This is a genomic window from Corallococcus sp. AB032C (assembly GCF_003668935.1).
GTDB lineage: Bacteria > Myxococcota > Myxococcia > Myxococcales > Myxococcaceae > Corallococcus > Corallococcus exiguus.
On record NZ_RAWP01000033.1, the window covers coordinates 13,587 to 26,488 of the forward strand.

Consider the following 12,902-nt stretch of genomic DNA (forward strand, 5'->3'; position numbering starts at 1 on the left):
ACTTCGAGCGACTAAACGTCGCGCCGTTGAAAATGAGAACCATTTTCATAATCGCGATCGAGGCGAAGCGCAGGTGGCGGTCCCAGTTGGGCGCGGCGCTGCTGTCTTCTATTTGTTTCGGTGGCCTGGCTCACGCGGGCACGACGCAGGCTGAGGATCCGGCGGCCGCGCCCACGGCATCCGAAGCAGCTCCTGCGCCCGCTCCAGCGGAGCCCGTCATCGAGCTGCCGAAGCTGCTCCACACCGTGGAGGCGCCCTACCCTGAAGAGGCGGAGCGCGCGCAGCTGGAGGCGAACGTCCGCCTGCGTCTGCGCGTGGACACGCAGGGCGTGGTGACGCAGGCGGAGGTAATGGAGCCCGTGGGCCACGGCTTCGATGAAGCCGCGCGCACCGCCGCGCTCCAGTTCCGCTTCACGCCCGCGAAGCGCAACGGCGTCCCTGCCCCCGCGCGCGTCACGTACACCTACGTCTTCCAGCTGCCCGGCCGATCCAAGGCCGTGGCCGCCACGCCCCCGCCCGCCCTGTCCAGCGGCCCGAAGGCCGCGGCGTCCCAGGACGAGGCCCCGACCGAGTACCAGGAGGACGTCGAGGTCACCGCCGTGGGCGAGACGCGCGCCGAGCGCCGCCGCAAGTCCGCGGAGGCCGTGCAGGTCATCGAGCTGGAGCAGGCCAGCATGGAGTCCGCCGACCTGGGCACCGCGCTGGCGCGCACGGAGGGCGTGGACGTGCGCCGCACCGGCGGCCTGGGCAGCACCGCGCGCATCTCCATCGCGGGCCTGTCGGATGATCAGGTGCGCTTCTTCATCGACGGCGTCCCGCTGGAGTTCGCGGGCTACGGCCCGGGCCTGGCGAACGTGCCGGTGAACCTGGTGCAGCAGATGGAGGTCTACACGGGCGTGGTGCCCATCCGCTTCGGCGCGGACGTGCTGGGTGGCGCCGTGGAGCTCGTCACCGACCAGGACGTGCGCGGCTCGGCCGTGGCGGGTTCCTACGAGCTGGCCTCCTTCAACATCCACCGCTTCACCGCGAGCGGCCGTCACTATCAGGAGTCCACCGGCCTGCTGGTGCGCGCGCACGGCTTCTACGACGACGCGCGCAACGACTACCCCGTCAACGTGGAGGTGCCCAACGACCTGGGCAAGCCCGTGCCCGTGGAGGTGCGGCGCTTCCACGACGGCTACCGCGCGGGCGGGGCCAGCGTCGAGGCGGGCTTCGTGGACAAGCCCTGGGCGCGGCGACTGCTCATGCGCGGCTTCGTCAACGCCGCCGGCCGCGACATCCAGAACGACGTCAACATGGAGGCAGCCTACGGCGAGGTGACCACCGCCGACGGCTCCGCGGGCGCCACGCTGCGCTACGCGCAGAACTACGACCCGGGCGTGAGCGTGGACGCGGTGGGCGGGTACACGTTCCGCCGCAACCGGTTCCTGGACATCGGCTCGTGCGCCTACGACTGGTATGGCCGCTGCTTCCTCACCCTGCCCCAGCCGGGGGAGATCAGCGAAGGCGGCACGGAGCGCTACGTCAACCAGCACACCGCGTTCGCGCGGCTCAACGCCGCCTGGACGCCCGTGCCCGGTGGCGCGCACACGCTGCGGCTCGCGGTGTCGCCCACCTTCGTGGCGCGCTCCGGCGAGGACCGCCGGCTCCAGGCGAACAACCAGCCGGATCCACTCACCGCGCCCCGCGGCGTCACGTCCCTGGTGTCGGGCCTGGAGTACCAGCTCGATGCCATCGACGGGCGGCTGCAGAACATCGCCTTCGTGAAGGACTACCTCCAGGACGTGCGCGCGCAGAAGCTGCTGGCCAGCGCGGAGTTCCTGGATCAGGGCCGCACCGCGCACGAGTTCGGCCTGGGTGACAGCCTGCGCTTCCGCATCACCCCCGAGCTTGGCGCCAAGGCCTCCTACGAGTGGGCCACGCGGCTGCCGCGCCCGGATGAAATCTTCGGTGACGGGAACCTCATCGACGCCAACCTGGAGCTCCAGCCGGAGACCAGCCACAACTTCAACCTGGGGCTGGGCTACGCGTCCGAGCCAGGCCGCGCCGGCAGCTTCCGCGCCAACGTGAACGGCTTTGCCCGGCTGACGGATCAGCTCATCATCCTGATTGGCCAGGGCAGCTATTTCACCTACCAGAACGTCTACGGTTCCCGAGCGCTGGGCGCGATGGGCTCCCTGGGGTGGACGTCTCCGGGCCGCTACCTGAGCCTGGACGGCAACGCCACGTACCAGGATCTGCGCAACACCTCCGGCGAGGGCAACTACGCCGAGTTCAAGGACCAGCGCATCCCCAACCGTCCCTACCTGACGGCCAACGGCAGCGCGCAGGTCCGGGTGTCCGGCCTGCTCAAGTTCCAGGACGAGCTGCTCGTCACGTGGCGCACGCGCTACGTGGACGACTTCCTCCTCTCCTGGGAGGCGCTGGGCAACGACGAGAAGCTGGGCATCGATTCACAGCTCACGCACGGGCTGGCGCTCACCTACGTCATCCGCGACATGACGACCCGGCTGAGCTGGACGCTGGACTTCCAGAACATCACCAACGCCCAGACCTACGACTTCTACGGGGTCCAGCGCCCCGGGCGGCTCATCGCCGCCAAGTTCACGCTGGAGCGCTGAGCACCGCCTTCCGTCATTCGCAGCACCCTCACCCCACTTGAAAGGGAAGTCCTTTGAAGCCTTCACCCTTCTTCCGCACCTCCGCGCGCCTGCTGCTGGCGCTCTCCCTCGCCTTCACGGCGGCCGCCTGCAACGACGACGGCGACGACAACACCCCGGACTCGGGCACCAACACCGACGCGGGCACCAACACCGACGCGGGCACGGACACCGACGGTGGCACGACGACGCCGCCGATGTACGCGTTCGTCGCGCAGGTCAGCGTCGAGGGCAACCCCCAGAGCTACGTCATCCTGACGGAGACGCTGGACCCGGCCACGCCGCTGTCCACCGCCAACGCCACGCAGATCAACGGCCGCGCGCTGGGCTCCGGCATCTCGAAGTCGGGCGCCATCTTCGTCTCCAGCAGCGCTGGCGCCACCGTCACCCGCTACAACCTGACGGCCAGCAACACGCTGGAGAAGGCCGGTGAGGTCACCTTCGCGGGCAAGGGCGTCACCTCCATCGGCGAGTACCAGAACCAGTTCCAGTTCGCCTCCGAGACCAAGGCCTACTACTTCGACGGCCGCAACTCGCAGGTCATCATCTGGAACCCGAAGGACATGACGCTGACGAACAGCATCTCGCTGCCGGACATGACTGTCACCGGGAGCTCGACGACCTTCGCCTCCAACCCGATCCGCGTGGGCACCAAGGTGCTGATGCCGCTGGGCTGGCGCGCGGGCGCCGCCGTCACCAAGAAGGCGGGCATCATCGTGGTGGACACGGCGAACGACAGCGCGGTGGTGGTGACGGATGAGCGCTGCGGCTACGTGCGCGACGGCATCGTGGGCACGGACAACCAGGTGTACCTGGCGACGGAGGCGTACGGCGCCGCGGAGAAGCGCGTGTCCGGCACCAACTCCAGCGTGCCCACCCCCTGCCTCCTGAAGTTCGACCCGGCGACGAACAAGTACGACACGAACTTCTTCAAGGACCTGAGCACGCTGACGAACGGCGGCGCCACCGGCTCGCTGCTCGCGGGCCCCAACGGCACGGGCTACCTGCGCGTGCTGGATGAGACCGTCTACCCGGTCGCTGCGGACACGGTCGCGCGCACCCTGGCGAGCGCCGTGGCCTGGAAGTGGTGGAAGATCGACCCGGCCGCCGGCACCAACGCGACGCTCGTGGACACGCTGCCGGCCAGCACGGGCAGCTCGTTCCTGTACGAGATGAACGGCCGCACGGTGTTCAGCGAGTTCACCAACAACAGCGGCACCACGAACTACCGCGAGCTGACGGACCTGAGCGGCAACCTGGTGGCGACGCACCAGGGCCTGTCGTTCTCGTTCCTGCAGCTGCGCTAGTCGCTCCTGAAGCATCCGGCCCCCGGGATCCTCAGGATCCCGGGGGCCGTTTCATTGCGGGCAGCTTACGTGCACATCAGCCACGAGCACTTGCCGGACTGACACTCGCGGCCCGCGGAGCACAGCGAACCCTTGGCGCGCTTGTTCACGCACTTGCCGTCGTTGGTGCCCCAGCCGCAGAACTGGTTCGAGGCGCAGTGCGAATCCGTGGAGCAGGTGCAGACACCCGGGATGTCGCCGCAGTTGTCCAGGGCGCTGCACAGGCTGGACTTGCACTCCTGATCAAAGCGGCACGTCTCCGACACCAGCTTGGTGCTGGGGGCGTATGCCTTGCCGCAGATCTTCGGGAACGCCGCCTCACGGGTGGCCTTGGCGACGTAGGGGTCGACGCCACCGGTGTCGATGTCGTTGGCCGCGTCCGCCATGCCGGTGCGGGTGCCGTTGGCGCGCTCCCACATCCGGATGAAGTTCTCCGAGGAGCCCTCCAGGCCCGTGGTGTTGACGCCCAGCTGCTTCAGGTCCTTCACCACGTCCGGCAGGAGGCCCACGTGGGCCAGGCCGTACACGTCGAAGTCGGTGCCCAGCGGCGGCGGGCCGGAGACGCGCTGCTGCTCCTCCTGCGCGTCCGCCTCCGCGTGGAAGCCCGCGGAGCACGCGCCGAAGTCACCGAAGCGCGGGCGCGTCTGCTGGATGAAGCCGTTCAGGTCCGCGCCGAAGCCCATGTTGACCTTCAGGCCCTGGCGGCCAAACTCGTACGCCTGCGCGAGCGAGCGCGTGGAGCCCTGGCAGTTGTTGGCCACCGGCGTGCGGTTGTAGTTGCGCGTCTCGTCGTGCGCGGTGCGCAGGCCGAACATGCCGCCCGTCTGGCGCACGTAGCGGACCACCCACGACGGCGTCGTCTTCTCGTTGGAGGCCAGGTCCGGGTTCATCACCTCGCGGAAGTGGCCGTGGGAGATGAACAGCGGGTAGTACGTCTGGCCCTGGGACAGGGCATAGGCGTCCTGGACGCTCTTCTCGGACATGTGGGCCATGTCGATGAGCATTCCCTTGTTCATCATCTCCTGGACCAGCAGCTTGCCGTCCGCGGTGAGGCCCTTGGTGTTCTTGCAGTTGGCGTCCACGTCGAAGCCGAGCGTGAAGCCGTTGCCGGTGAGGCCGCAGTCCGTGTCGATGTGACAGTTCTCCAGGAACTGGGCCACCTGGAAGATGGCGTTGTGCGGGGCAGCGCCGCCAAAGCGGTTGTCCAGCTGGTGCACGGGCTGCAGCGAGCGCACGCCCAGCGAATAGACGCGGTTCAACTCCGCGCGCCAGTCCTTGGTGCCGAAGAGCTTGCTGGACTCGATGGAGAGCACCATGGCGAGCTTGCCCTGCGCGATGATCTGCCGGGCGTGCGCGGGCGAAAGGGCAATCTCCGCCCAGTCCGTGCGCGCGTCGAAGTCGCGGGCCATCTGGAGCTGGACGTCCACGTCCATCATCTCGTCACAAGGGCGCTTGAGGTTCTGGTACGGCAGCGCCTTGCAGAGGAACTCGTTGCTGACCAGCGACACCATGACCAGGGACATGCCGCCCTGGCGGGCCTTGTTCAGCCAGCCCTCCCACGCCTGCTGATGCGCGATGGTGTCCCAGCGCGGCCACTGGGTGGGCGTGTCCATGCGGCCCAGGTGCAGACCGGTGTCGCCCTGGGTGCCTTCGACCTGGCCGATGATCTCCGACGCCACCGCGCCGCCCACGCCGAAGACGTCGGACAGGACGGGGATGCCGCTCAGGTTCACGTTGCCCGAGTTGGGACAGAGGTTGAGCATGTTGCTCAGGTCCATGCGGACACGCGCGTGGTCGCTCTCCGGCATGCCGCCGTCACAGCTCGCCAGCGTGCCGGTGTGACTGCCGTGGAACCACCCACCGCCGAACGCCTCCTCGGCGAACATGTGGTGGTGCATCTCCGCGAAGCCGCTCACCGCGAGCGGCTGGGCCACCTCCACGGGCGCCTCCACGGGGGCGGACGGCTCGTCCGTGACGGGCCCGCAGGCCAGCGCGAGCGACGTGGCCGCGAGCAGCGGTGAGAACAAATACCTTGAGACAATTCGGGAGCGACGCGACATGCAATGCACCTCTCTGGGGGGTGGGGCACACTGGGAGTATCAGCCCCGGTTCCAGCTAATCAATGCTTGCGGCCTAAGCGCGGTGAAGCCTCGCATTGACGCGACGCGCCACGCGGGAGGGTTGTCACATGCCCGAGACGTGGCCATGTGTGCCTCATGGAGGCCACCGACACGCTCCCCGACTCTGCGCTACCGGAGCTGCTGAAGCGCGTGGGCTTCCGGCGGCGGCGGTGGGGGTTCGGCTCGGCCACCCAGCTGCTCTGGAACAGGGTGGAGAGCAACGCCTCGCTCCTCGAGCTGTGCCGGATCCGCCAGGATCTCACCGCCGAGGAGACGGCCATCCTGCGGCAATGCCAGGAGAAGCTGGAGGCCGCACGGTGGTGCCTGGACAAGCCCACGGGGCGCTGGTCCTTCTCCTTCTGGGAGCTCATCCATGAGGTCGACGGGCTGCTGTTGCTGGTGATGCCCGCGTCCATGCTGGTGCCCCGGGCGCTGGAGATCCAACAGCAGTTCGAGCGCCGGGTGACCGACTCGCGGGCCCACCTCTGGCTCGGCGCGGACAGGGCGAGCGGTCCCCTGCCCCGGAGCGTGCGCCAGCTCACCCGCGTGGACGAGCCCGGAAGCGTTGCTCCCCCGCCCCTCGACGCGGAGGAGTCCCGCTACTGCCGCAGCGTGCTTCGCGGGGCGCTCGACACCGTCAACCAGCAGGTGGACAAGACGTTCTGGCAGCTCTCCATCAATGTCACGTTGCAGGTCTTCAGCACGCTCCTGCTGCTGGCGGTCTTCGTCATCTCCTTCGTGCTGCTGACGCGGGAGTTGATCCAGACCTGGCCGGGGGAGCTGATTCCCCGGGGCCTGCTCCTGGTGGGCTTCGCGGGGGCCTCCGGGGCCATCATCTCCAACATGCTGTCGAAGGAGCGCTTCGTCGTCGCCACGGGGGCAACGGGCCGCTTCTTCGCCTACCACCTGATGGTGAAGCCCGTCATCGGCGCGTTCGCGGCGCTGATGCTCCTCTTCCTGGAGCAGTCCCGCATGCTGCTGTCGGTGGACACGCGGACGGGAAGCACCGGGGTGGACCCCAGCCCTGCCCTCTTCCACATCGTGGTGAGCGACAACCAGGCCGTGTTCTTCACGCTGATGGCGCTGGCGGTCGTCGCGGGTTGGTCCGCGGACAAGCTCCTGAGCTCCATCATGGACAAGGTGCTGGGCCGGCTCCTCGGCCAGTCGGAGAAGGTGCTGCCTCCGTCCAACCCCGCCAGCACTCCGCCGCCTCGCACGCCAGCGGCGCGGTGAGGATCAAGCGGGCGCTGGGGCTTCGTGGCGGGGCACGGACCTCCGGGCGAAGCGGGCCAGCGCGGCCAGCAGCTCGTCCGCCATGTGCAGGGCGTTGGGGCGCCAGGGCGCGGTGAAGCGCGCGTCCATGCTCGTCTGGCGGATGGTGGACAGCCACTCGTGCACCACCCGCTCGGAGTAGCCCGCGCTGCGCGCCGCCTCGTGCAGCAGGGAGTATTCGCGCAGCAGGAAGGTGGAGAACGTGACGGGGTCGTCCGCGCCCAACGCGATGGGCACCGGCGGGGGCGCGTTGTCATCCGCGCGCGGGGGGTTGAGTCGCAGGATGGGGTGGTTGCGCAAGTCCATCAAGTTGCCGATGAGCAGGTTGCTGGACGGGTTCACCTCCACGACGGTCCCCCGCGCGCCCACGTGCCGGCGCATCGCGTCCTGCACCGTCCGGAGCGCGTCCACCTCCGACGCATCCAGCGGGATGTCCACCAACTGCTGCCCGCGCTGGAACACGCGCTCGTCCTCCCGGTAGGCGATGAGGAGGCTTCGGACCTGCTCCGCGTTGAGCACCCGGGTCCAGTTCAGCCGGCGGAAGGTGCGGCTGAAGGCATCCAGCCCCACGCCGCCCTCCTCCCGCGCCAGCGGCGGGCACCAGAGGTTGTGCAGCACGTGGTGCGCCTCGGCCAGCACGTGCGGCGCGATGCAGTCTCCGAAGACGGACTCGGACAGCTCGCGCAGCATGTTCTCCACGCGCTGCGGCCTTCCGGGAGGTGCCTCCGCGGCCAGCGCCGGTGGCAGCCGGTAGTCGCCGTAGAGGCGCCACTCGAAGACCAGGTCCCACAGCCGGTCCTCGGCCGGCATCATCACCGCGCCCACGGACTCCGCCCACATCCCGGGCTCCACGCCCAGCGCGGTGGCGTGACCCAGCCGTCCCCCGGTGCGGTCCAGCAGGTAGTGCATGCTCTCGTAGATGCGGCGCAGTCCCTCCATGAGGTGCCGGTAGTCCTCGCCCACGTGCGACGTCAGGCGGAGCGGTGGAGCGCCCCGGGCCTCCCGCCTCGTCGCGGCGCGCGCGGCCCCCCACCGCACGTAGCGGTAGAGCGGTGCCAGCACCCACGTGGGCACGCTCAGCTCATCCGACGCCACGTCCAGGCCCCGCACCAGCCAGAGCGACAGTGGCACCGCCCGAATCAGGTCCACCAGCGCCTCCACCTGCACCGACTGCGCGGCGAAGTAGTCGGAGAATCGTCCGCCCAGCCGCACGCGTCCCTCGGGCACCGGCTCCGCGTACGTGCCCATGCCGTGCGCGGGCGGCTGCCCCTGCGTCCAGTGCCGGCCTGGGTCCCGGGCCTTGATGAGGTGCATCACCACGCCGAACTCCGGCGGGCGCCCTGCGACGGCGCGCTCTCCCGTGCGGCCCAGCACGCCCCGCCATGACTGCGTGAGGGAGGCCAACTCCTCCGCGATGCGGATGGGGTCGTTCGCGAGGCTCGTGCGGACCTCCAGCGCGGCGATGGGTTGGTCGCCGCCCGCCACCGCGTAGGACACCTCCGCGCGCACGGCGCGCAGGGGCCGCTTCATCGCGGCCGGACGGCCATAGAAACGGATGAACCACTGGAGGCCCGCGGTCAGCGGCCGCTGCACGTAGGCGCGGTAGCTGATGCACCGCACGCGCTGGACCTGCCAGAAGAGCCGGTCGAAGTGCACGTCGTGCTCGCCCGCGCGCTCCAGGCGCCCCAGGTGATTCAGGCCCGCGCGCACCAGCCAGCGCTCCCCTCCGTTGGGGCTGCTCAGGCGCAGCCGCAAGGCCACCGGATCACACCGCCGCCATACTTCATCGAGCGTGGCGGGTGGGTCGGTCACGTTGCGGGCCCCCAACGGGTGGAGGTCCTCGTAGAGGCCGCGCAGCTCATCCAGCGACGGGAGGATCTCCCGCCGGCCCCGAGAGAGCGCCTCCAACGTGCGTGAGAGCACGCGCCGCCGCTGCGGCAGCCATGCCTGGGATTCCGAGAGGCCGCGCACGAAGTCCAGGAGCGAAGGCGTCTCGCGGCGCAACAGGACCTCCGCGAGGACACAGCGGGTCACCGCGGTCGCCAGCAGCCAGCGCAGCATCACCTCCCCTTCGTCGAAGGGAAGGCCCGGCCCCGTCAGGGTGCTCGGATCCAGGCCCGCGTCTCCCACGGAGGACAGCAGCGACGCCCACAGGAGCGGGAAGTCCATGCCCGCGCCGACGTGGTGGTGCACCTCCGCCACGCCGCGATCCAACAGGTGACGCACCAGCAGCGGCGGTTCGATGTCCACGCGCGTGGGAGGCGGCTCCACCGGCACGGCCGCCAGCAGCAGATCCTCCGGCATCGCGAAGGTGAGCCAGCGGTAGTGCGTCAGCGCCTCCACCGCCTCCGCGCCCGTGCCCTGGAAGATGACGGTGACGCCGGGCCTGCGCTCCAGGTGCGTGTCCGCCAGGTTCCGCAGGTAGTGGAACATCGACACGCCCTTGCGCGGAGCCTGCCGGTGGCTGACGTGGCCTCGCGAGGGAAACCAGAACGCGTCGCGCACGGCGATGATCCGGTCCAACGACCAACCGCTGGCGTGCTCCGACAGGCTCTTCTCGCACTCGCGCCAGAGCGCGCGCGTGGGGCCGCCGGCCTCCGCGTCCAGCGACGGCACCAACTCCGTCACCGCCGAGCGGAAGGCCCCGAGGCTCGTCAGCGGGAAGCTGGCGACCTCGGCTCGGACGAAGGCCTCCGGGACGCGGCGAGGGGCCAGGTTTCCCGGCGGTGGGCGTGCGCCCTCGCTGCTCACGGATGCTCATCCGGGGACGGAGGGTTCAGGTGGGGCGTCAGGCCCAGCACCACCCCCGCCAGCGGATCCCCGTCGTGGTCCACCACCGCGAACCAGGCGTCCACCAAGGTGTCGAGCCAGCCGTAGTACGTCTCCGACGCGCGCCCGCCGCCCGCGCCGAGCGCCTGACGGAGCGACTCCGCCGCGCTGGAGCGGTTCACCGCGTCGCGCACCCGCTGGTGCCGGAAGGCCGCCAGCCGGGGCGCCTGGGTGCGCCAGTCCTTCACCAGGAGGTCCCAGCCTTCATTCGGACTGGAGACACCGGACGGTTGGCGCAGCAGGCTCCGCGCATCGAACGCGAGCGCGAACTCCGGCAGCACCTGGAGCGGCAGCATGTCGCGAAGCCAGACCTGCGCCGTCCAGAGCCGATCATATCCGGCGCTGTGCTCACGGATCCGCGTGACGAGCTCCGCCACCGTGTCGCGCACCCACTGTTCATAGCGTTCCAGCGCGAGGGTCAGCCGCGAAGCCTTCAGCACGGAGACGGTGCCCTGGCGTTCATCGCCCCAGTTCCACCGGCCCATCGCCATTCCGGACACGGAGCAGATGTTCTCCACCCACGCAGCCTGGATGAAGCGCGCGCGCAGGGTGGCGTCCTCCCCGTCCCCAGCGGTGAGGAAGCCCCTGGAGAGTCGCACCAGGAACGCGCGCCACTGCGCGGTGAGGATGGCGAACTCGATGAAGGTGTTCCACGAGGGGGGCGTCCACCAGAACGCGGCCTGGACGAACGGCTCGCCGCGCGCGCGGCCCGACCAGAACTCGTGCACGGTGGCGATCATCTCCGGACTCATCTCGAGCGCCGTCACGTCCGCGCTCAGCACGCGGGGCCGCTCGAAGAGCATCAGCACGTCATGCAGGACCATGAACCAGCCGGCGACGTTCGCGGGCAGCGGCGCTTCGCGGCCGGGCTGCTCCAGGTCCTCCAGCACCAGGACCACCTCGTGGAAGCGGCGCAGGTGCACCTCCGTGCCCAGCACCCGGGCGTGAGCGCCCGTCCCGTTTCCACCGGGGTCGCGCGGCGGCGCCTGCAGGACGCCGTGGAGGCTGGTGCGCTTGGAGCGGCGGATGGGCTTGCCCGTCAGGTCCAGGCAGACGCGGCCCTGGTCGTCCTGACGGAGGATGCGGTGGTGCAGTTGCTCGCTGGCCCAGGCCGGCAGGTCGCTCTCGTCGATGGCGTTGCGGAGCATCTCCGAGGCGATGCGGACCACGGGCTCGCCCTGCTCCGGCGCGGCCCCGGCGGCGGGCGCGGTGGAGCACATGACCTCGCGCCGGACGGCGTGCCACAGGTCCTGCAGGGTGCGCGCGGGCAGCGTGAGCGCGAGCCTCCCCACGTGGTGGAGGAGCGGCTCGTCCGGGCGCGCTTCGGTTTCGCGGGCCTCCGCGTCGTCATTGCGGAGGGCTTCGCGGTAGCAGCGCGCCACGTCGGGCGCGAGGCGGGCTTGCAGGTCGAAGAGATCCGCGAAGGTCTCCAGCACGCGCGACTCCGTCCGCTTGCTGGCAGGGAGGCGCATGCGCCGCAGCAGCGAGCCCAGCGGCTCACCCCGCCCGTCCACGGGGAAGCGCCAGGCCTCGTGGGGTTCCACCAGGTCCAGCGCGATGCGGTAGCTGGGCGGCAGCGCGCGGCGCAGCGTGGTGGCCGCCTGGCGCCGGGCGATGGCGAGCGTCTCCTCCTGGCCGCGCGCACCGATGCCGGCCTGTCCGGAGATGATCAACTCCTTCTGGAAGGAGCGCTCCATGAAGCGCTGGAACTCCTGGTGTCCGGCGGCCAGGACGAACCAGAGGTGGCGGCTGGCCACCATGCGCGTGAGCTTCACGATGTTGTAGAGGTGCTCGATGCTGCGGTCCACGTTGTCGATGGGCAGCACCAGCAGCACCTGGTCACCGCCGGACGCGCCGAAGCGCGGCATGGACAGCGTGCGCGCCACGTCCTCCATGGCGTCGGCGAAGCGCGGCTGGAAGTTGGCGTAGATCTCCGACGCGCGGATCTGCTGCTCCGCGCGCACGCGGGCATCGGTGGTGGACGGGATGTCCTCCCACATGAACGACGCGTCGCGGATGAGGTGATCCAACTTCCCCCACGTCTCCTCCGCGCCCTCTTCCAGGATGGAGGACGCCCACCGGGAGGACTCGCCGCGCGCGCCCTTCCCGCGGCGGGGTTGATCCAACGCGGCCCGCACACGGACCAGCAGCGTGGCCAGCAGGTTCGCCTGCGTCGGGACGGGTTCCAGGTCGAGCGGCTCCAGCCAGAGGATGCGCCGCTCCAGCCGTTCGAGCGTCCGCGACAGAGCGGCCACCTCCGGACCGGGCGCCCCGCGCACGAAGGACTTCCAGTCCCGCAACGCCTGCACGGCGCTGAGCAGAAGGGTCGTCTTGCCGCAGCCCCGGGCGCCGGAGACGAGGAGGCTGGTGGAGAGGTGTTCAGTGCTGGCCGCGTCCGCGCTGCCCTCGCAGGCCGCCTCCAGCCAGGAGAAGAGCTCCCGGAGTCCCTGGCGGGTGGGCGTCAGCAGGTCGTCCCACGCGAAGGCCTGCGCCTCCGCCTGGGGCGTGGGCAGGTACGGCTGACCCGCCTCCGGGGCATCGTGCGGTGTCGTGGCCATGGCCCCGGAGGATGGGCGGGGGACACCGCCGTGCGAATCGCCCTGGAGTGAGGAGGGATGTCACCCCGAGGAAGCAGTGCGGGCGCGAAGTCCGAATCACGCGGCGTGCGCATGTTG

Annotated in this window: 6 protein-coding genes; 3 read left to right on the plus strand and 3 right to left on the minus strand. The window is 70.1% G+C overall.

From position 1 onward, the window contains the following. Positions 1–32 precede the first annotated feature (32 nt). Both mxcH and D7X99_RS16775 read left to right on the plus strand, forming a co-directional pair. The gene (gene mxcH / locus D7X99_RS16770; RefSeq protein ID WP_121778685.1) at positions 33–2,621 is read left to right on the plus strand and encodes a TonB-dependent siderophore myxochelin receptor MxcH; all 2,589 of its coding nucleotides are present in this window, start codon (positions 33–35) and stop codon (positions 2,619–2,621) included. Between the two features lie 53 nt (positions 2,622–2,674). Beyond that, entirely contained in the window at positions 2,675–3,967 is a 1,293-nt protein-coding gene (locus tag D7X99_RS16775) for a hypothetical protein (protein ID WP_121778686.1), read from the plus strand. A 65-nt stretch (positions 3,968–4,032) separates the two neighbouring features. Here D7X99_RS16775 and D7X99_RS16780 read toward each other — a convergent pair whose 3' ends face one another. Beyond that, entirely contained in the window at positions 4,033–6,066 is a 2,034-nt protein-coding gene (locus tag D7X99_RS16780) for a membrane dipeptidase (RefSeq protein ID WP_121778687.1), read from the minus strand. A 156-nt stretch (positions 6,067–6,222) separates the two neighbouring features. Here D7X99_RS16780 and D7X99_RS16785 point away from each other — a divergent pair, with 156 nt between their 5' ends. Further along, on the plus strand, positions 6,223–7,359 hold the full coding sequence (locus tag D7X99_RS16785) for a hypothetical protein (RefSeq protein ID WP_147476168.1): 1,137 nt from the start codon (positions 6,223–6,225) through the stop codon (positions 7,357–7,359). Positions 7,360–7,362: 3 nt separating this feature from the next. Here D7X99_RS16785 and D7X99_RS16790 read toward each other — a convergent pair whose 3' ends face one another. Both D7X99_RS16790 and D7X99_RS16795 read right to left on the minus strand, forming a co-directional pair. Next, positions 7,363–10,149, minus strand: a complete 2,787-nt coding sequence (locus D7X99_RS16790; protein WP_121778689.1) for a hypothetical protein — start codon at positions 10,147–10,149, stop codon at positions 7,363–7,365. Beyond that, entirely contained in the window at positions 10,146–12,785 is a 2,640-nt protein-coding gene (locus D7X99_RS16795; RefSeq protein ID WP_121778690.1) for an ATP-binding protein, read from the minus strand. Before D7X99_RS16795 ends, D7X99_RS16790 begins: the two co-directional genes overlap by 4 nt. Positions 12,786–12,902 lie beyond the last annotated feature (117 nt).